At 64.5% G+C, this 17,812-nt stretch carries 22 protein-coding genes; 12 read left to right on the forward strand and 10 right to left on the reverse strand.

The window, feature by feature from the left end; translation table 11 throughout:
* Nucleotides 1–70: 70 nt before the first annotated feature.
* Entirely contained in the window at nucleotides 71–1,207 is a 1,137-nt protein-coding gene (locus tag FNH21_RS00110; protein ID WP_241742770.1) for an IS110 family RNA-guided transposase, read from the reverse strand.
* 662 nt (nucleotides 1,208–1,869) lie between these two features.
* Here FNH21_RS00110 and FNH21_RS00115 point away from each other — a divergent pair.
* Together FNH21_RS00115 and FNH21_RS00120 are read left to right on the forward strand one after the other, a co-directional pair.
* Nucleotides 1,870–2,088: a hypothetical protein gene (locus tag FNH21_RS00115; RefSeq protein ID WP_152811487.1), complete on the forward strand. Its 219-nt coding sequence runs from the start codon at nucleotides 1,870–1,872 to the stop codon at nucleotides 2,086–2,088.
* A 2-nt stretch (nucleotides 2,089–2,090) separates the two neighbouring features.
* Entirely contained in the window at nucleotides 2,091–2,282 is a 192-nt protein-coding gene (locus FNH21_RS00120) for a hypothetical protein (protein ID WP_152811488.1), read from the forward strand.
* Nucleotides 2,283–2,303: 21 nt separating this feature from the next.
* Here the strand turns inward: FNH21_RS00120 and FNH21_RS00125 are convergent, their stop codons facing one another.
* From FNH21_RS00125 to FNH21_RS00135, 3 genes are all read right to left on the reverse strand, one after another.
* The gene (locus tag FNH21_RS00125) at nucleotides 2,304–2,474 is read right to left on the reverse strand and encodes a hypothetical protein (protein ID WP_191931449.1); all 171 of its coding nucleotides are present in this window, start codon (nucleotides 2,472–2,474) and stop codon (nucleotides 2,304–2,306) included.
* A 505-nt stretch (nucleotides 2,475–2,979) separates the two neighbouring features.
* Entirely contained in the window at nucleotides 2,980–4,032 is a 1,053-nt protein-coding gene (locus tag FNH21_RS00130; protein WP_152811489.1) for a GAF domain-containing protein, read from the reverse strand.
* 41 nt (nucleotides 4,033–4,073) lie between these two features.
* Nucleotides 4,074–4,427 (reverse strand): hypothetical protein, encoded by a 354-nt coding sequence (locus FNH21_RS00135; protein WP_152811490.1) that lies wholly within the window; start codon nucleotides 4,425–4,427, stop codon nucleotides 4,074–4,076.
* Between the two features lie 231 nt (nucleotides 4,428–4,658).
* On the opposite strand from FNH21_RS00135, the gene FNH21_RS00140 reads away from it, so the two are divergent.
* Complete coding sequence (locus FNH21_RS00140; protein ID WP_152811491.1) at nucleotides 4,659–5,441, forward strand: alpha/beta fold hydrolase; 783 nt, start codon at nucleotides 4,659–4,661, stop codon at nucleotides 5,439–5,441.
* Nucleotides 5,442–5,928: 487 nt separating this feature from the next.
* Complete coding sequence (locus FNH21_RS00145; RefSeq protein WP_241742672.1) at nucleotides 5,929–6,228, forward strand: hypothetical protein; 300 nt, start codon at nucleotides 5,929–5,931, stop codon at nucleotides 6,226–6,228.
* Between the two features lie 149 nt (nucleotides 6,229–6,377).
* Here the strand turns inward: FNH21_RS00145 and FNH21_RS00150 are convergent, their stop codons facing one another.
* Entirely contained in the window at nucleotides 6,378–6,794 is a 417-nt protein-coding gene (locus tag FNH21_RS00150; protein WP_152811492.1) for an NUDIX hydrolase, read from the reverse strand.
* A gap of 322 nt (nucleotides 6,795–7,116) precedes the next feature.
* Here FNH21_RS00150 and FNH21_RS17235 point away from each other — a divergent pair, with 322 nt between their 5' ends.
* A complete protein-coding gene (locus FNH21_RS17235) occupies nucleotides 7,117–7,641 on the forward strand; it encodes an N-acetyltransferase (protein ID WP_191931450.1) in 525 nt (174 codons plus the stop codon).
* Nucleotides 7,642–7,733: 92 nt separating this feature from the next.
* Here the strand turns inward: FNH21_RS17235 and FNH21_RS00160 are convergent, their stop codons facing one another.
* The 3 genes from FNH21_RS00160 to FNH21_RS00170 form a co-directional block, all read right to left on the reverse strand.
* Nucleotides 7,734–8,426 (reverse strand): helicase associated domain-containing protein, encoded by a 693-nt coding sequence (locus FNH21_RS00160; RefSeq protein ID WP_206687011.1) that lies wholly within the window; start codon nucleotides 8,424–8,426, stop codon nucleotides 7,734–7,736.
* A 362-nt stretch (nucleotides 8,427–8,788) separates the two neighbouring features.
* Entirely contained in the window at nucleotides 8,789–9,049 is a 261-nt protein-coding gene (locus tag FNH21_RS00165; protein WP_152811495.1) for a hypothetical protein, read from the reverse strand.
* Nucleotides 9,050–9,285: 236 nt separating this feature from the next.
* Nucleotides 9,286–9,696 (reverse strand): hypothetical protein, encoded by a 411-nt coding sequence (locus tag FNH21_RS00170; RefSeq protein ID WP_191931451.1) that lies wholly within the window; start codon nucleotides 9,694–9,696, stop codon nucleotides 9,286–9,288.
* A 515-nt stretch (nucleotides 9,697–10,211) separates the two neighbouring features.
* On the opposite strand from FNH21_RS00170, the gene FNH21_RS00175 reads away from it, so the two are divergent.
* On the forward strand, nucleotides 10,212–10,727 hold the full coding sequence (locus tag FNH21_RS00175) for a hypothetical protein (RefSeq protein ID WP_206687012.1): 516 nt from the start codon (nucleotides 10,212–10,214) through the stop codon (nucleotides 10,725–10,727).
* 325 nt (nucleotides 10,728–11,052) lie between these two features.
* Here FNH21_RS00175 and FNH21_RS00180 read toward each other — a convergent pair whose 3' ends face one another.
* A complete protein-coding gene (locus tag FNH21_RS00180; RefSeq protein WP_152811497.1) occupies nucleotides 11,053–11,787 on the reverse strand; it encodes an NADPH-dependent F420 reductase in 735 nt (244 codons plus the stop codon).
* Nucleotides 11,788–12,227: 440 nt separating this feature from the next.
* Here FNH21_RS00180 and FNH21_RS00185 point away from each other — a divergent pair, with 440 nt between their 5' ends.
* Entirely contained in the window at nucleotides 12,228–13,631 is a 1,404-nt protein-coding gene (locus tag FNH21_RS00185; RefSeq protein WP_152811498.1) for a DHA2 family efflux MFS transporter permease subunit, read from the forward strand.
* A gap of 54 nt (nucleotides 13,632–13,685) precedes the next feature.
* Here the strand turns inward: FNH21_RS00185 and FNH21_RS00190 are convergent, their stop codons facing one another.
* Nucleotides 13,686–14,075 carry a MerR family transcriptional regulator gene (locus FNH21_RS00190; protein WP_152811499.1) on the reverse strand — a complete coding sequence of 130 codons (390 nt, stop codon included), beginning with the start codon at nucleotides 14,073–14,075 and terminating at the stop codon, nucleotides 13,686–13,688.
* A gap of 143 nt (nucleotides 14,076–14,218) precedes the next feature.
* Here FNH21_RS00190 and FNH21_RS00195 point away from each other — a divergent pair, with 143 nt between their 5' ends.
* The 5 genes from FNH21_RS00195 (at nucleotide 14,219) to FNH21_RS00215 (ending at nucleotide 17,800) form a co-directional block, all read left to right on the forward strand.
* Nucleotides 14,219–15,553, forward strand: coding sequence for an NtaA/DmoA family FMN-dependent monooxygenase (locus FNH21_RS00195; protein ID WP_152811500.1), 1,335 nt, complete (start codon nucleotides 14,219–14,221; stop codon nucleotides 15,551–15,553).
* A gap of 245 nt (nucleotides 15,554–15,798) precedes the next feature.
* The gene (locus FNH21_RS00200) at nucleotides 15,799–16,041 is read left to right on the forward strand and encodes a hypothetical protein (RefSeq protein WP_191931452.1); all 243 of its coding nucleotides are present in this window, start codon (nucleotides 15,799–15,801) and stop codon (nucleotides 16,039–16,041) included.
* Nucleotides 16,042–16,051: 10 nt separating this feature from the next.
* Nucleotides 16,052–16,486, forward strand: coding sequence for a hypothetical protein (locus FNH21_RS00205; protein ID WP_152811501.1), 435 nt, complete (start codon nucleotides 16,052–16,054; stop codon nucleotides 16,484–16,486).
* Nucleotides 16,483–16,890 (forward strand): ANTAR domain-containing protein, encoded by a 408-nt coding sequence (locus tag FNH21_RS17350; RefSeq protein ID WP_152811502.1) that lies wholly within the window; start codon nucleotides 16,483–16,485, stop codon nucleotides 16,888–16,890. The genes FNH21_RS00205 and FNH21_RS17350 overlap by 4 nt, the downstream gene beginning before the upstream one ends.
* A gap of 133 nt (nucleotides 16,891–17,023) precedes the next feature.
* Entirely contained in the window at nucleotides 17,024–17,800 is a 777-nt protein-coding gene (locus FNH21_RS00215) for a GAF domain-containing protein (RefSeq protein WP_152811503.1), read from the forward strand.
* The last annotated feature ends 12 nt before the right edge of the window (nucleotides 17,801–17,812 follow it).

Here is a 17,812-nt window from a genome sequence, read left to right on the forward strand (position 1 = left end):
GCCTGCCGGTGAGCGCACCAGGAAGGACGAACACAAGCGACCCCTCCGCAGTCGAAGCGCAGGTGCCACATCAGGGAAGCGCAATCGAAGGACACCGCACCTCTCCCTGGTGGGGCTGTTCCCCTGAAACATGGGGTCGGGCTGAATCCGCTGTGGCGTAAAGCGAGTTGAGTTGGCGGTAGAGGATTCGGGCGATGTAGCGCTTGAGAGATCTGCGGATCTCGCGGTAGCTGCGGCCTTCTCGGGTGCGTTTGGTGACGTAGTCCCGCGTTCCGGGGTCGTGGACCATACGGGTCATGGTGATGGTATGCAAGGCACGATTGAGGCGCCTATCCCCGCCCCGGTTGAGCCTGTGTCGGACAGTGTTACCGCTTGAGGCGGGCAAGGGATTCACTCCTGCCAGTGAGGCGAAGGCAGCTTCGCTGCGAACCCTTCCTGGATGCGACCAGTCTGTCAGGACGGTGGCGACAGTGACAGCACCGGCGCCCACCATCTCCAGCAGCGGCGCCGCTGGGCTTTGCTGGATCAGCTCGGTCATGCGCTTTTGGTTTGCAGTCAGCTGAGTGGTCACTTCAAGAACGCGGCGCGCCAACCGGACTGCTTCCTCGCGCGCGATCAGCAACTCGATTGGCTCGTCTCGTTCCCGCCATCTGGTGATTGTGGCGATCTGGGCGGCAACCAGCGGTTTACGAGCGTCGATTCCCAGGTCGTGTGCCCGGAGTAGGGCGATGAGTGCGTTGACGTTTACTGTTCGTTCGCGTGTCAACTGATCCCGTGCTGCGCTGAGGATCCTGAGCCCGGCACGGGTTCCTTCATCCCGGCGCGGGATTCGGAGCTGGGACTCCTCCAAGCTGAGGACTGCGGTTCCGATGGCGGCGGCGTCCAGCGGGTCGGATTTGCCGATTGTCCGACGGCCTCGGGCGTTCATCCGTGGAGCTTCGGCGACGTCGTAGCCGGCGTCGGCTACTGCTCGGGCCAGGCGTGCACCATAAGAGCCGATACCCTCAACGGCCCACAGACAGGCCGTATCGCCGCCTGTCCGTCGGCCTACCCAGGCAAGTGCGCGCGAAAGCCCTGCCGAGGTGGTCGGGAACTGTTCGCACGCGACCCGTTGCTTGGTACTGGCCTCGATGATGGCGTAGGTGTGGGTGCGGGCGTGGCAGTCCACGCCGATGACGAATGGGCGGGTCTGCGCAACGATAGTCAATGCGGCCACCCTCCTTCCTTTCGAGCGGGCAAGACTGGTCGCATCACGACCGGCACTGACCTGGGAGGAGTCACGTCGAGGCAATACTGTGATGAGCCACAACCTCCAGAGGCTGGGCAAGCTTCTAATCAAGCCACCGTCGTGGGACAGGTCAAGGCCGGCCACTCCACCCAGCGCGGACAAGTCGGGGGAAATGCACCCTGGCGGGGCAATTGTTTTTTCGAGTCACGCGCCAGGCAGAACGACCGACATCAACACTGCCAGCTAGTCCCAGACCAGCCACCGTCAAGACTCACAGTTGTTTTTTACCTGCTGGCGAGCTCGCTCGCTCGTCCCCGACGGAGCAGTGTCAACCCCGAAGGGACAGAGGCCTGCCAGAAACTTCGAAGGAAATAAGCGACGCAGGAGCGCCGTAGAGGTTTATGGCCGGCTTTCGTCGGCGCAGCCGATTGACGCTGTGGAGCGGGGGCACACAATCCGAAGGACAGCAGACAAAAAACATCAGGGTCGGGTGCGACGAAGGAGCGCCCGGGCCCTATTCGGCCGGAGCGAAGCAAGAGGTCCATTGCCCTGCTCGGAGCCCCCTGGCGGAGAGCAGGGAAGCACTACAGGTGAGACACCCGCGGCCCGCCGGCCATGACACTTTCCGTAGAGTTGTGACCATGACTATGGGGACGAATAACCACGCACAGGCACGATCGCGCAGCTCAAAGCGCGGAGCAGCGATCTATGGGTTCGCAGGCATGATGCTCGCGCTGATTGCCGGAATGACCTTCCCGAGCCTCGATGCTTGGTACATGGTCGCTGGCTACTTTCTGATCGCGATCATGGCTGTCGTGTACGTAGCCAAAGCGATTGTCGCGCTACGCCAGGACGACTAGATATGACTGTCTGGACTCGTAATCTGTTTTGGGTCTCGCTCGTGTTCGGGATGAGCGTGACGATCCTCGCGGAGCGGTTGCCGACCTGGTGGGGTCCCGCGTCGATCCTCGCCATGGTTTTGGCTGCGTCTGCGTTCCTGACCTGCTCGGTCCTCGACTACCGGCGTGAGCAACGCAAATCACTGACCCGCTGACCAGGGTGAACGGACGTCTGCTCACCTCGTGCGGAAGTACGCTCTAACGGCGTCGGCTCGCTCCTGGTTCAGTCGCCATCTGCTCTCGTACGGTGGCAGAAGCCCGTACCGCTCGCGTAGAAAGTCCCTGATCCTCTTGGCGTCGACGCCGAGTTCCCGCGACAGGTCAGCTGGTGTCGTGTCCTGATCCATGCTGGGCAGCGTAGCTCAAGCCATCACGGTCAAGCTCGGTGAGCGTGCTCGGGGCAGTAGTAGCGGCCGACGTCGACGGTAACCGTCCGGTACAGCCAGCCCTCGGGCAGGGGCCGTCCCTCGCGGCAGACACAGCACTGTGCCAGGGCCGGGGTAATCATCAGGTCACACCTTCCGCATCAAAGCTATCTGGGGAGCGCTCCCACCCAGTAGAACTATCAGTGAAGGCCCCGGCCGTCTGCGTGTATATCCCCCATCCACGCAGCCTCCCCGGGGCCTTCCTCTATTCACCGTGAAGGTTGGGTGTGGTTGAACGCAGTCACGCCGGCACCCACGACGAAGGAGCAGCCTGGCCGGAACAGGCCGGAGCGAAGCGAAGGACCCATTGCCCTGCTCGGAGCTCGGATGCCCCGGGCCGCCCATTTTCGCTGCACGATTGGTGAAGGCTGTTCGCTGGCCCTGCTCAGACAAGTCACGCTTCAGCTGTCGTACTTAGCAGGCTGTGTCAGGCGTTGATGATTTCCATCTGTGTGAGGCCGGCGAGGATGCGGAGCTTGCGGCGGTCCTCTTCGGAGAAGGACCGGGGTTCGGTGTCGAGGATGCAGAGTGCCCCGATGCGCCAGCCTCCGGGTCCGGTCAAGGGATGCCCGGCGTAGAAGCGGATGCGTGGTGTTTCGCTGACGAGCAGGTTATCGACGAATCGGCTGTCGATCGTGGCATCTGGGATGACCAGGGTTCTGTCTTCCGCGATGGTGTGCGAGCAGAAGGACTTGTCCCGCGGCACATCGGTTCCGAGGGGGCCGGTGGATGACTTCACGAACTGCCGATCACGACCGATGAAGGAGATCGTTGCAGAACTTGTCCCGAACGTCTGCTGCGCTTCCCGGGTGATCCGGTCGAAGCGCTCCTCCGGCGCCGAGTCGAAGAGTCTGGTCACTCGCAGGGCTTCAAGGCGCCTGTTCTCGGCCTCGGCGGGGTTGAACATCGACACCAGCCGGGTTTGAAGTGGAGGCCATGACACTCCGGGCCGCGCGAGCCCCACGTCGGCTTGTGGCTGTCCCTTTTCATTCAGCGCCAGGAGGGGTGTGCCGGCTGGCTCGTGGTCGTACGGGGCGCGAAACGCCGGAAACCGGGAGGAGTTCGCCTGGTCCTGGGCTGCATCCTGGCCCATCATGATCCGTTCGAACTCACTATCGGTGATCGCGTCAGAACCGCTTCCACCTGAGCTTCGTAGACCCGGCAATTCGACCTCGGGTCTGTCACCGGGATGGTTGTCGGTGGTGTTGTCGGCTTCGCTCAGGAGTTCGTTGATGGCATGAGTGATGAGGTCGCGTTGCATGGTGTCGAGGATGAGATGGCCGTGGAGGTAGGCCGCGATGGCGACCGCGTCAGCGATGCCGCCGAGAGCTACGTAGCGCACCCATACGTCATCGACGGGAATCTCGGAGTGGGACAGGACCTGGGCCGTGAGCCATTGCTGGTCGTGTGCGTTGATGACGTGCCTCGCTGCTGGTGCGTTCGAGCACAGCGCTTCGGGCCGGGTCTGGTACAGGCGCAATCATCAGTGTGCTTAGCCTTCAGTGTGCGCTGTCGCTCGCCCTATGCCAAGGTTTGCCCATTCAGGAATGAGGCGAACGCCAACGCGAAGATCCTCCCATCGGTTCGTAGACGCCCCTTCGAGTCCTCCAGAGCAAACACATCCGACGGATCGATTGTGAGCAGGTTCGCGCATGTCTGCTCGATTCGTTGCGCCCCGGCCCTATTCGCACTGGTACCGAGCCCAGTGACGGCACTCGACCACTCCTGCGGATCCATCACCGGGTGGGCGAGGTCGATGCGGATCAGACGCTCCTCGAGCATGTCGGAAAAGGATCGAACGAATGCGCTGGCCGCGATCTCGCCGACCTCGTCGCATAGGCGGGCGAGAACATTCATGTCGAAAGCTTGGTGCATGGCTCCTCCAAGGGAAACCCACAGCTCCGGGTGTGGCCCTTCGCCCCGGCGGCCACGTCTTCAGACTACGGGGCGTTCCAGCACGCAGCTGGCCGCGAGCTCGATGGGCTCATGCTTGTCCCTCGCTCACGTCATTGGACTCTCATGACGTTCGCATTCGACGCAATCCTTCTGGGGCCCGGGAGGATTGCGTCGGTCGTGCCCGGAACGCGTCCCGGTTAGGCTGACCGCATGCTTCAGGTGTTGGGTGAAGGCGGGCAGGCCGTGCTTCTGCTGCCGGGTGGGGGCGAAGCCGTCGAGGGGTTCTTTCCGGGGCTGGTCGAGGGGCTGGTCGCTGATCCGGGCTGCCGCGTCATCCTCTACGACCGGCCGGGCACCGCAGCATCAGAGGTCGGCGGCGGACTGGCTGACGCGACCGACGCGATCCACACCGTGCTAACCGACCTATCCGTCGGACCCGTCGTCGTGATCGGTCAGAGCCTCGGCGGTGCTGTCGCAATGCTGCTGGCCCGCGATCATCCCGAGGACGTCGCCGGGCTCGTGCTGCTCGATCCGACACCCGTCAACGATGTGACGCTCGCGAGGCAGATGGAGCGAACAGCCTCGGTGACAGCGATTCTCTCAAAAGCGCCGGGCCTCGGCCGGGCCTTCAGGGCGCTGCTACGCAGCAGCGCCACCCGTTCGGCGACACGACATTCCATGACTCCAGCGGCGCGGGCCGCTGCTCTAACCATCGCCGACGTCGACCTCCCACGACTCAGCACGGCCGCCACCGGCCTCGAACGCATCGCACAGAGCTTCACTGAGGCGCAGCTTCCCCTGGTACCAGCAGCTGTCGTGACCGCAGACCGCAGACCCGGCTCTTCCCTGCGGCGCGCACACCAGCGAGTAGCGGCCGCCCTCGGCACTCCCCTGGTGTCGTGGCCCGGCGCCGTACACGAGGTCCACCTCAGCCACGAGCGGGAGGTGCTCGCCGTTTCACGCACGGTCGTGCGAGCCGTCATCGCGGCCTAGACCCTAACTCGCTACCCCTCGTACGCCTCAAGAACCGCGCCTATAGGCGCAAAAGCTCTCCGTCTCGGCAAGGCACAGTGCGCCGTGGTTCGTTGAATCAAACACCGCTGTCGGGTGGAAGCAACCAACCCAACGCAGGAGTAGATTCCGGCCAGACCCTCTCCGGGGCGACCCGCTTACCCAGAATGGCCCACTCCCTGTTGTCGTTGCCCGACACCTGGACCGTTCTTCACTTGCACGGCCTCCACGAGCTGACGGTCGGGAAGAACAGCGGACGTCCAGCTGTGGCTGGTCGCGGTGAACAACGTCATGGTCAACAACGTCATGGTGAACAACGTCGTAATGAACGGGTGCCCGCGACGTTGCCCTCCACCCAAGGCTTTGCAAGCACCAGATCGGCCTTACCTGGTCCTGCAACCTGCTCCTAGGCTGGAAGCACTGACGTCGAGCAGAGGCGCACCCCACGCATACGAGCTGGAAAAGTAGTTTGGACGCCGCAGACAACACAGCAGACGACTCGAAGGATGACGCGGATCAGAACGCTGCGGCATTTTCGCTCATGCACTTGGCGGGCATCACTGCGGGTGAGCTCTGGGTCCATTACTTCAGCATCGGAGGCAGCGTCGGCGAGTTCGAGGTCAACGCATACTTACACGGACTGATGCGACTGCCGGCGCTCGACAGGGACCTGCTGTCTCAGTCTCTCGATGAGATGTACGACGACCTGTGTCGGAGCCCGCGTGCTCCCTTCAGCGAGAACCTCCGTGACCGGAAGCACAATCCGTAGATCCGGCGACGATCGAAAGCTTTCGTAAGCCGGTCTAGGGGAAAGCCCAGGAGTGGCAGGAGAAGCGCGAGGATCTACCGGGGCTGCGGGGTGCGGTCAGGTGTTGGCGTGATGATCGGGGCGATTCTGCTCATCCACCTGTGGGGGAGCTACCTAGTTGATTGACGGCAGAAGTAGTCCGCGAGCACTGCGTTGTCCTCGTACGCCAGTTCCATGGCGCGGATGTCCGGCTCGGTGAACCAGGTGATGCGTTGACCTTCGGTCAGGATTATCGAGGTCGAGGCAGCGTCCAGTGGTGCGGTGAAGGTGTTCTCAACCCCGTAGGACCGGCGAGTTCGTCCGAGGAATTCAATCGACTCAGCGGGCAGGGTGACGCCGAGTTCCTCGCGGACTTCCCGAGCGATGCAGGCAGCGGCTGTCTCGTCGGGGTCGAGCATTCCGCCGGGGATGACCCACATGTTCGGGAAGGCGATGGTGGGCTTGTTATCGCGAAGCTGCAGAAGGACAGCACCGACCTTATTGACCAGGATGATCTGGCAGCCTTCACGGGCTCCGGCGCTACTCATGCCACCAGTGTATGAACCCGGGACCTTGTACCAGCCGGCCACGCTCGGCCGTCGCCAACTGTTCAGCTGATGCTGGTTGCTTCTGCGGGCTTTAGGTCTAGTGTTCGAATCACACATAGGTCTAGACACAGGCCAGGGATGTGTATTAAACGCGGAGACGGCCATGACCGAACTTCTGAAAGACCCCGTAACACCCACGAGCACCAGTGCCGCTGCAGCTCCGCTCACGGTCCTCACAGGACCCCGTAGGGCAAGGACGTCGGCAAAGCTCACCCGGGCGAGTCAGTTCGGGACGATTGACACGGAGCAGCTGACCGCGTGGGTGGAATCCCAGCAGGAACCCGACGACTCCCCCACCGACGGTGAACCATTGACGCCGGCTGTTCTCGCTTCACTTTCCATCCGCCGGCTGCGGATGCTCGTGAACCAGGCGTACACGCTGATGGATACCGGCTTCTCGCCCAGCCGGACGGTGGACCGGTACGAGATGCTCGTCGACGAGCTCGAGCGCAGAGCCGAGGCAGCGAAGAAACGGCATCCGGTGAGCACGACGCGGGAGAAGTTCCGGGACAACTCCCTGTCCTCCCGGTTCGAGCTGTTCATCGACGGACACCTGGTCGCGTACATGCAGTACCGGATGAACGGCGGGGACCTGACCCTGATCATGGGTAACGAGCTGTCGGGCTTCCGGGACCAGGGCGCTGCTACAACCTTGATGCGGGCCGTCGTCCTCGACGCCCACAAACGCCGCCTGAACCTCATCCCCCGCTGCCAGATGGCCTCCACATTCCTAGCGGACAATCCTCAGTACCAGCAATACACCAGCCACCACGCGACCCACACCTGACCTACATCTGACTCGTATCTGACCCACGCGGCCGATAGCTTGCCTGTCACCGGTCCATCGCCAGCCAACTGCAGGGTCGCTTGATTGTGCGTCTACTTCGTAGTCGGCGTGGCCGGCATCCAGTCGGGGAGGGCTGCGGGCAGGCGGTGCCGGCGATCGAGTCTGAGGCGGCCTTTGCGTTCCCAGGTTCGCTGACGTATCAGCCACACCGCGAGCAGTCTTTCCTCGGGCCGGCGTACCGGGTCGTACATGGGCAGGCGCCCATGAGACCGATGGAACAGGCACAGCTCGGTCAAACGCCGCGTCCAGTGCTCGTCGGGGCGTCCACGGCGGACGCCCTGCCAGGAGCCCAGCCGGTCGAGGGCCTCGAGCTTGTCGTGCGTGAGGTTCCCGGCGTCGTTCTGCCGGCGCTGGGCTTCAATCCACCGGTACAGCACCCGGGCGTGGTCCCCATGGTTCTGCGACGGCAGCATTCCGTGCGCAGAGACGTGCGCGGCGACGTCGTTATAGTGCTTCCACCACAACCCTTCCCGGGTCGGCCGGTTGAACTTCTCCCGAAGGTCAGCGGGCTGGTCATGGATCCGCAGGCACTGGTCGAACCAGCTCGGACTGTGCCGGATCTGCTTCTCAACCGCCCGGCGCACCCGCGCCGGCGTCACCCTGCACCACGACGCGATCACATCGACCGAGACACCTCGGGAGTACGTGAGAAGCCACTCGCGCCTACTCTCACAGGGACCCGAGGGGTAGTCGTCCTCAGGCACCAGCAGGTCATCAAACCTCATGGCAACTACTCAACCACCGTCATGCTGCACGGTGACGGTCACCGACAATGACACCTCTGTCGAGCCGCGAATTCGTATCGGCGAGCTCGGTCAGGCTTTGTGGGCGTGATCGGGGCAGTAGTAGCGGCCGACGTCGACGGTAATCGTCCTGTACAGCCAGCCCTCGGGCAGGGGCCGTCCCTCCTCCTGGAGCTTGGCTGTGGCGCGGCAGATGCAGCACTGCGCCAGGGCCGGTGCTCATCAGGTCACACCTTCCGCATCGAAACTATCTGGGGAGCGCTCCCACCCAGTAGAACTATCCCTGAAGGCTCCGGTCGTCTGCGTGTTGATCCCCCATCCACGCAGCCTCCCCGGGGCCTTCGTCATTCGTCCTCGAACGAACCGGTGGGCGGTGGTTTTCGGTCGCCGGCGAGCTTGTCCAGCTCGCCCTTCTTGTAGATCCTGATGACGTCCTGCCAGCCCTCGGGCATCCGCGGCCGGTGCAGCGGACAGAACGTCACACCTGCATCCACGATGTACGCCCAGTCCTTCGGCGTTCCGTCTCCGGTGAGCGTCAGCGGAGCGGTCCTGCCGCATTCCGCGCATTCGGCCACTTGGTCATTGTCGGGGCGGGTCGCGGGCATCTGTTCAGTGTGTCAGCTGCGGTGTCAGGACCGTGTTCTACGCTCTGTCGTGGAGTCCTGTCCGGGGTGTCCGTCGTACTCGACCTACCGTGCACCCTGGGCAGGACTTCCCACTCCCCGCGAGCACCACTAGTGAGGACTGTCTGCCGGCGGCGGATGTGCGGCGCAGCGGCTCTAGATGACGTTGGCGTTGGCGTTGGCGTTGGGCCAGTCGTAGGGCCGGGCGAGGCGCACGATCAACGTCGGCGTACCGTCCTCGGTGAACTCGAACCCTGAGTGTTCATGGCTTCCGCCAGCGTGCGCGATCGCGGCGAGGACAAGTGCCAGCACACATCACGGTCCAAACCCGGGATGACGTCGCCGAGGTCCACCAGCGCTCCCCCGTCGCCAAGAGATGCAACCAGCAGCATGAACCGGCGTTCGCCGCCGGAAAGTCCTTCAAGGTTGCCCTCGATCGCTTCGAAGTCGACGTAGGGCCAGCGGCTGCCCATACCAATCCACGGCTGTCCCGACCTGACAAAGCAGCTTTCATGGGCGCGGATCAGCAGCTCGGTTGCTGCCTCGATCGTGTAGGTAACTTTCGCCCATGACCTCAGCCCGCAGTGATACTCGTTCGTGAGCGCTTGTACCTCGGGGTTGCTGGTCACGGGCTTCTCTTTCCTACTAGGCGACTCATGCGGCTGATTACTGGTCGTCATTGTGGAAGTACGTCGGGTCAGGGTAAGACGCCCCACTGACGCCATACTCACCGCCCGGAGGTTGACGGGCTGTTCCCGCCGAGCTGGCGCGCGAAAGCAGGAGTCGCTCAAACGCTGGGACTCCCCCGGCCGGCAGTCCAAGACTTCCTTACCTCCAAGAAATGGAGCCAGTGATGAGAAGAGTGAAGATCGGCCTGTGACACCTCAGTGAGCACCCGCGAAGAGGTGGCCCGCACAGAGACCGGCATGAACCGAGAGAACGGGAACCCAAGCGGCCACGGTCGTGAACCGGTAGACGAACGCTGTACTGGCTTCGGGACAACGGCAACACGATCGAGTCCGCGGACGAGGAAGCCGCAAGACAGGCGTAGTACCCTTCCGCGATGACTATGCCCCGGCGCTCGACGGGTCGCTTGTCGGAACGGCGGCTCGGCCGGACTTCTGTCCTGTGCGCGGTGGCTGCGATGATGCTTGTGGTGTTGGGGTGGTGCGGACTGATCCTGGTGTTCGGCCCGTCTGTCCTTCCTCCATGGATTCCAGGCACCGCCCTGTTGATCGCGGCGATCATCCTCAACCACACCGCTCGGCGTGTAAGGACTGGCGAGAAAGATCGGATAATGCCAGTCCTCTGGCGCGTTGTGAGCACGATGGCTGCCGTCGGGTGCGTCGTTGCGTTCATCGGGGACGCCTTCTTCTCTGCTAACTACACCGTTTTGAAGCCCTCCGCGCCGGGAGGCTGCAGGGCCGTTGTCCGGGAGAGTTCGTTCCTCATGTCTGGTGCGGGCCAGGTCTACTCGATACACCCGATAGGAGTTGGCTGGCGCACAGGAACATGGACGGCCGACGACGGGATCCGCCCGATCGGCGACAAACAGTACGAGCTGTCCTGGGGCGTGGCAGGGGGATTACTCACGCTGAGAGGAGATGGCCGTAACCCTGTCTACCCAAGCCTGCACGAGCCGATCTGTCATTCAACGTGAGCGGACACCGCGATCAGCGTCAACGGCCACCCAGACTGACTGGTTCGAGTGAGGTTGTCGGGCTCCTCACGTGAGTCCTTGCCTTCGACGGGCTCACGATGAGTTGAACTTCGATCACCATCAAATCTGACGAGCGTCGGACTTGAGTCACATCTCATCACCGCCGGAAGTGTTGGAGGGGTGCTCCTGACTGAGGCAAACAGAATCGCGAACGTCGGTGTGGTCGGTCTGGTGGCACCCTGGCGCAGGGTGAGCTTTCAGGACCTCCCGGCTTACGAGGCACTCCACCAGGAATTTCGGCAGGGCGCGAATCCACCCCCGGCCCTCATGCGTAGGTGGCTCGGTTGAGGGCAGCGATGTCGTCGGAGGTCAGGGAGCCGAACGTGTCCCCGATGGTTGCCATGACCCGATCCCGCCGGCCGGCCAGGAGGTCCTTCTGGGCGCGTGCCAGGGCGGCCGGCAGCTCCTCCTGGGTCAGTTCAGTGCAGTAGGCCGGAGCTCCGGGCTGCTGCCGCCAAGATTCGGACAGTGTACCGGCGTCGACGGTGTCGAACCCGGTATCCTCCACCAGACTGATCGCAGCACGCTTGCCGACCTCATCGTCGCCTGCAACGGGAATGGCGAGGCGGCCGGCCTGCCCTGCAGGACGGCCCTTGGCCTCGAAAGTACCCGAGAGAATCGCGTTCCAGGCCTTCACGACGGGGCGCCCGATCTGCTCGCTGACCCACAGGCCTTCCACCTGCCCGCCATCGAGGGCTTCGATGTGACCGTCGCGCAGCGGGTAGTAGTTCGACGTGTCGATGACGACCGCGTCCGCAGAAAGCTCCTCGAGGAGCGGACGGATCCCTGCCATCCGGGCGAGGGGAATCGAGGTCACGAGCACGTCGACGTCCTGGACGACGTCGGACGCCTCGACGGCGGTCGCTCCTGTTGCCAGGACCGTCTCGTCGATGGTTTCCGGACCACGGGAGTTGGCGACCTTCACCTGATGGCCTGCTTCAGCGAGTTTCTGCGCCAGCGTCGAACCGATGGATCCTGCTCCGAGGATGCCGATCTTCATGAATGTCCTTCCATCGAGCAAGGTGTGAACCACCAGTCTCCAACCCTCCACCAATGTGAAGGTCAAATCCCGGCGTGAATCCGGTCCTGCTGGAGGTCATGTGACAACTCTCATAGGCCCACGGCTTGACCCTGCCATTAGTGAGAGGGTCGCACGATAGGTCATGAGGTTCTGTCGCGCTGCCTTCTGCGCACTCGGTGAGTGCGGCTCGAGCGGACCGAAGCTTAGGTAGCACCAGCTGCTCGAAGACATGCTGCTACCTCGTTTTCTACCCCCTTCGTCATGACCAGGAGAACCCCGTGCCGGGATCGACACCGAATGAAACAGCCCTGACCGCACCCCACCCACTCCCCGACGCCGCAGCCGCGTACACGCCTGATGAAAGCCCGGGTACGAGGCCCCCAGCTACTGATACTGCTGCCGGCGCTCCTGGTGATCGGATGGCGCCTGGAAGCGCGATGATCATCGGTCTGCTGATGGTCTCGGCGTTCGTGGTCCTGCTGAACGAGATGATGCTCGGCGTCGCCCTGCCGACGCTGATCGCGGACCTGGACATCACCCCGACGACCGGCCAGTGGCTCACCACCGGGTACCTGCTGACCCTGGCGGTCCTGATCCCGGCCACCGGGTTCGTGATGCGCCGGTTCACCACGCGCGGGATCTTCCTGGGCTCGATGTCGCTGTTCCTTCTCGGAACGGTCGTCGCCGCGGTCGCCCCGGGCTTCGGAGTACTCTTCGCCGGGCGGATCATCCAGGCCATCGGCACTGCGGTCTTCGTGCCCCTGCTGATCACCACGACCATGCGCCTGGTGCCGGCATCGCGGCGGGGCAGGATGATGGCCCTCGTCACCGCGGTGCCCGCCATCGCCCCCGCAGTCGGTCCCGCGGTATCCGGCGTAATCCTCTCTCAGCTGTCCTGGCGGTGGCTGTTCGTCCTCATGCTGCCCATCGCCGTGGTGGCACTGATCCTGGGTGCGCTGAAACTACCGAACGTGACCACACCGGAGCGGGTGAGCCTGGACGTGGTGTCCCTGCTGCTGTCCGTCGTCGGCTTCGGCGGGCTGGTCTTCGGCCTGGCGTCCATCGGCGAATCGGTGTCCGGGCACGCACCCGTCGCCCCCTACATCCCCATCCTCATCGGGCTAGCCGGCGTGGCCGCGTTCGTCCACCGCCAGGTGAAGCTGCAGAAGCACGGGGATGCATTCCTGGACATGCGGATCTTCTCCGCCCGCCAGTACGTCATGCCGACGATCGTCATGACGTTCGTCGCGATGAACGGCTTCGGGGTGGTCCTGGTCCTGCCTCTCATTCTGACCGCCGTCCTCGGTCTGGACACCCTGCAGATGGGATTGTTCCTCTTCCCGGGAGGGGCGATGATCGCGACCGTCTCCGCACTCGGCGGACGCATCTACGACAAGGTCGGACCCAAGCCCCTGGCGATCCCCGGCTCCATCATCTGGGTGGGAACCATCTGGTTCCTCACCACTATCAATGAGGACACCAGCATCTGGCTGGTCCTCGCCGTCTACCTGCTCATGACCGGCACGCAGGTACTGATGTGGGCTCCCATGACCACCTCGGCCCTGGGATCCCTGCCGGCCGAGCTCTACCCCCACGGCACCGCCGCGTTCTCCACCGTCCAGCAGCTTGCCGGCGCTGCAGGAGGCGCAATCCTCATCTCCGCCTTCACCATCGGCGCGAATGCCACCCGGACAGGTGCCCTCAGCGCCGCTCAGAGCATCGACGCGGGACAGGCTGCCTTCACCGTCGCCGCAATCCTCGCCCTCGGCGCCGTCATCGGCACCCTCTTCGTCAGCAAGCCCCGCACCACCCAGGACGCCTGAACCGCCTGAACCGCATAGACCGCTGGAGCTGGTTCGGGGGTTAGCTCCAGTGGTTCAGCCGGCTTCGAGCGATTGCTCCTGAGTGGCGGCGGCGTCGATGGCCTCGATGTACCGGGTGATGGAGTCCCGGTTGTGGATGAGGAAGTCGATCTTGTCCGACATGCGGTCCCGCTCTGTCACCAGCAGTTCCCGCAGCCCGGGCTCGGCGTTCTTCACGACGATGGTCTGCGGCTGGTCCAGACACGGCAGGATGCTCGAGATGATCCTCGTCGGGATACCGGAATCGACCAGCCCTCTGATCTTCTTCACCCGGTCCACCAGGTAGTCGTCATACATCCGGTACCCGTTGTCCAGGCGCCGGGGGGAAATGAGCCCCTGCTCCTCGTAATACCGCAGCATCCGGGCAGGAACACCGGTCTTCTTCGCGAGCTCACCAATGCGCATCCGACCCTCCAAGGCGTACGAGCCAATCATCGACTTGACCTTCACATTAGTGGCAGGGTCCACACTGATCAATGCGGCCACGGGCGCCGTCGCGATCCACCAGCGCCGAACATGATGGACGACAGCATGAACGAGGAGAAGTGATGACGAACCACCAGATGATCCTGGGCATGCACTTGGGCAACGGATACGGATCCCAGAGTTCAGCCTGGCGCGCCCCTGGCGTCGATCCTGCGAACTACTCGAGCTTCGACGCGCAGGTCCGCTACGCCCAGACCGCCGAGCGAGGGAAGTTCGCCTTCCTGTTCCTCCCGGACTTCCCCGGCCTGCAGGCCGACGTGGACCACGAGGCCCCCTCGATGACTTTGGAACCGATGATGACCCTCGCGGCGATCGCCCGAGCCACAGAGCGTATCGGCCTCGTCGCTACCGGGTCCACGAGCTTCACTGAGCCTTTCAACCTCGCACGCCAGTTCAAGGCCCTGGACGTGATGAGCCACGGCCGTGCCGGGTGGAACGCGGTCACGACCAGTGACCCAGCTGCTGCGGCGAACTTCGGCCAGGCCCTGGCATCCCGCCCGGACCGCTACCAGCGCGCCCACGAGACGATCCAGATCGCTCAGGCCCTCTGGGGAAGCTGGGAGCAGGACGCCTGGATCAAGGACAAGAAAACGGGCCGCTTCGCCGACCCTGAAAAGATCCAGGCGGTCAACATGCAGGGCGGGCATGTTGCCTCCCGCGGGCCGCTGCCCATTCCACCGTCCGAACAGGGCCAGCCCGTCATCTTCTCAGCTGGTGGAGGCGCAAACGGACTTGAGATCGCCGGCCGCTACGCCAATGGCGTCATCGGTGCCACGTTCACCATCGACGACGCCCGCGCACAGCGCCAGGCATACCGCGACGCCGCAGCCACGGCAGGACGGAACCCGGATGAGATCACGTTCTTCGCCGGAGTCATGCCCGCGATCGGCAAGACCAAACGTGCCGCCCTTGACCGGCGCGTACAACTCGCTGAGCTCACTGCAGCATCCCGTGTCCCCTACCTCGGCTCGATGCTGAACCTTCACCTAGACCCTAGCCAGCTCGACGAACCACTGACCGCTCAGCAGCTGGCGGTCGCCGCCCCGAGCCCGTTCGACCCCCGCTCACCCCGAGCGCTCGAGGTCGCCCGTGAGGGATGGACGCTCCGCGACATCCTCGCCCACGGCGTCATCGACTACCACCCCACCCCCGTCGGTGAAGCATCAGTGACCGCGGACCACATGCAGGAATGGTTCGAAGCCGGCGCCTGCGACGGATTCTGGGTCTCCATCGACGTCAACGAGGACGGCATCGACACCTTCGTCGACGAGGTCGTGCCACTCCTGCAGGAACGCGGCATCTACCACCACGACTACGACGGCACCACCCTCCGCGACCACCTCCACGCACCCGCCCAATACGGACTCGACCCACGCCTCGGCGACTCCACGTCATGAAGAACCAGCCGCACAGCACACCCGCACACCCGTCACTGGAGCGAGTACCGACTCCACGCGGACCACCGCGCGGGTGGTACTGCAGCTTTCCTCATCGGCTCGTCCTCCCGCCGCCGCGCGTCGTCGATGATGTACCCGGCGCCGGGGCGTGGTGTCCACTGGGCATCCACCTGCTGCCGGTCGCACCGTGGAGAGAGTCCATGTACCGCTGGAGTACCGCGCGGAATATCCGGTACGAGCGGCCTATGCGAACGCTGTACAGCGTCCCTGACGGCACCGGGCTGTACACCGTCATCTTCTACACCCTCATGGTCAGCGCGATCTCCCCCACCGTCAGGTATCCCGTCGCGGGGTGCAATTCTGCCGGTCCTGAATGTACGCGCGACCACGATCCCCCCTTCCGTCGGCTCGGCTTCCCGGTCGCGTGGGGCCTGGGGCGCGGAGCGCGCGGCGGCGCGACGGCGCCGGAGCGCCCGTCGGGTCTGTAGGCTTTCCCTCATGCACGATGCCCTTGGTCCCGCGACGCTCGACTCCGCGACGAGCGGAGCGGGCGGAGTACCTGGCGCCGTGCAGGGAGTCGCGAGCCTCCGCAGCTCCGGCGGTACGGTACCGGAGGTATCGACGCCTGCTGTCGACGGCGAGCCAAGCCCGCTGGCGCGATCGGGAGCCACCCCGGCAGTCCTTGAGCAGTTGACGGACCTCGGCGCGCAGCTCTTCGGCGCTGATCGCGCGGTACCCTGCGGTCTCATGTTCAGGCGCGAGGGCGGACAGGCACTCTTCCTCAGTGTCTCCCCCGCGGTTCTGGCGCTCTACGCCGCCCTCAACACGCAGCATGCGGCGGACGCCGGACCCGCTCCCCTGGCCCTCGAGGCGCCGGGCCTGCAGGTGGCTGATGACACGAGAGATCCGACCTACCCCCGTTCTTCGCGGTGACCGCGGCGGTGGGATTCCTCTCGATTCTCAGCATCCCCCTCGCCCTCGACGGCGGGGACCGAGCGGCTCTGAACTTCTACGCGCGCCCCGCCGCGTTCTTCACCCCGGAGCGCCAGCACACCGCGGCTGTCTTCGCGGAACAGGCCGGCGCGACGGCGCGGGCGCACGTCCGGCTGAAGGCCAGCGAGAAGCTTTCGGACGACCTGCAGGCGGCCATGCGGTCCAGGACCGGCATCGACATCGCGATCGGGATCATCGTCGCCCAGAACCGCTGCTCGCAGGACGAGGCCTTCGGCATCCTCAAGCGCGCCTCGATGGCCCGCAACATCAAGCTGAAGGACCTCGCGGCGGGCATCATCACCCAGGCAGGCGGAGCCGGGACCCGCACGCACTTCGGCACCTGATGCGCCTCGTAGCAGGAGTGCCGGATGATGACAGGTGCAGGATGCAGCCGCTCGATCACCGGCGTCGTCCGCGCCTCGCCCCCACCACACGGAATGGGACCGGACGACCGGGACCATCGATCTCGGAGACTCCATGAGCAGCCAGGTGCAGATCACCACGACCACCCGCGCGTTGTCCGAGGCGAACCTGGAGCTGTCACAGCTCTGGATGCGGTACTACGCGATCGGCGGGGCCGTCTCGGGTTACGAGGTGGAGGCGTATCTCGGTGGGCTGCTGATCCTGCCCGGAGTGGAGCGGAATCTTCTCGCTGACGCCATGAACGAGCTGCTCGAGCAGACCTCCGTCCTGACGCGGGTGCCGCAGAGCGGGACGCAGTCCGACGGCGGCACGGAACAGGACCCGAGGAGGGCCCTGGGAGCGGCGGCCGCATTCCTGTTCACGGACGGCGAGGCCGAGCAGGAGCGCCTCGACGCCGTCACCCGCACCCACCTGCTGGACACCGCTTCGGAGCAGCGATTCGACCGGTACACCGCCCTGGTGCGGACGCACCTCGGGGTGAGCTCCTCGATCATCGCCCTGATCGACGACCACAGGATGTTCCTGAAGTCAGTCCTCGGACCGATCGAGCAGAACCTGCCCCGGGAGATCACGTTCTGCAATGCGACGATCCGGAATGCAGGGCCGCTGATCGTCCCGGACGCCCTGGAGGACGCACGCTTCGCCTCGAATCCCCTGGTGCTCGGGGAACCCCGCATCCGCTTCTACGCGGGCTATCCCCTGCGCGGCCAGGGCGGGTGGACCGTGGGCACCCTCTGCGCGATCGACCAGGCGCCGCGCGACTTCAGCGCAGCGGACGAGCGGTTCCTGCAGGAGGTGGCCCTCGCGGTCGAGGCCGAGATCGCCCGCTGACATACTCGACGC

The organism is Arthrobacter bussei, assembly GCF_009377195.2.
In the GTDB taxonomy this organism is placed as follows: domain Bacteria; phylum Actinomycetota; class Actinomycetes; order Actinomycetales; family Micrococcaceae; genus Arthrobacter_D; species Arthrobacter_D bussei.

What these genes read in the sequence shown, in the direction of transcription:
- FNH21_RS00190 (WP_152811499.1), bottom strand. Translation starts at nt 14,075, where the DNA reads ATGCGCATTGGTGAGCTCGCGAAGAAGACCGGTGTTCCTGCCCGGATG.
- FNH21_RS00165 (WP_152811495.1), bottom strand. Translation starts at nt 9,049, where the DNA reads ATGCCCGCGACCCGCCCCGACAATGACCAAGTGGCCGAATGCGCGGAA.
- FNH21_RS00200 (WP_191931452.1), top strand. Translation starts at nt 15,799, where the DNA reads ATGCGAACGCTGTACAGCGTCCCTGACGGCACCGGGCTGTACACCGTC.
- FNH21_RS00115 (WP_152811487.1), top strand. Translation starts at nt 1,870, where the DNA reads ATGACTATGGGGACGAATAACCACGCACAGGCACGATCGCGCAGCTCA.
- FNH21_RS00160 (WP_206687011.1), bottom strand. Translation starts at nt 8,426, where the DNA reads ATGAGGTTTGATGACCTGCTGGTGCCTGAGGACGACTACCCCTCGGGT.
- FNH21_RS00140 (WP_152811491.1), top strand. Translation starts at nt 4,659, where the DNA reads ATGCTTCAGGTGTTGGGTGAAGGCGGGCAGGCCGTGCTTCTGCTGCCG.
- FNH21_RS00125 (WP_191931449.1), bottom strand. Translation starts at nt 2,474, where the DNA reads ATGGATCAGGACACGACACCAGCTGACCTGTCGCGGGAACTCGGCGTC.
- FNH21_RS00135 (WP_152811490.1), bottom strand. Translation starts at nt 4,427, where the DNA reads ATGCACCAAGCTTTCGACATGAATGTTCTCGCCCGCCTATGCGACGAG.
- FNH21_RS00120 (WP_152811488.1), top strand. Translation starts at nt 2,091, where the DNA reads ATGACTGTCTGGACTCGTAATCTGTTTTGGGTCTCGCTCGTGTTCGGG.
- FNH21_RS00185 (WP_152811498.1), top strand. Translation starts at nt 12,228, where the DNA reads ATGGCGCCTGGAAGCGCGATGATCATCGGTCTGCTGATGGTCTCGGCG.
- FNH21_RS00205 (WP_152811501.1), top strand. Translation starts at nt 16,052, where the DNA reads ATGCACGATGCCCTTGGTCCCGCGACGCTCGACTCCGCGACGAGCGGA.
- FNH21_RS00150 (WP_152811492.1), bottom strand. Translation starts at nt 6,794, where the DNA reads ATGAGTAGCGCCGGAGCCCGTGAAGGCTGCCAGATCATCCTGGTCAAT.
- FNH21_RS00215 (WP_152811503.1), top strand. Translation starts at nt 17,024, where the DNA reads ATGAGCAGCCAGGTGCAGATCACCACGACCACCCGCGCGTTGTCCGAG.
- FNH21_RS00175 (WP_206687012.1), top strand. Translation starts at nt 10,212, where the DNA reads ATGATGCTTGTGGTGTTGGGGTGGTGCGGACTGATCCTGGTGTTCGGC.
- FNH21_RS00195 (WP_152811500.1), top strand. Translation starts at nt 14,219, where the DNA reads ATGACGAACCACCAGATGATCCTGGGCATGCACTTGGGCAACGGATAC.
- FNH21_RS00180 (WP_152811497.1), bottom strand. Translation starts at nt 11,787, where the DNA reads ATGAAGATCGGCATCCTCGGAGCAGGATCCATCGGTTCGACGCTGGCG.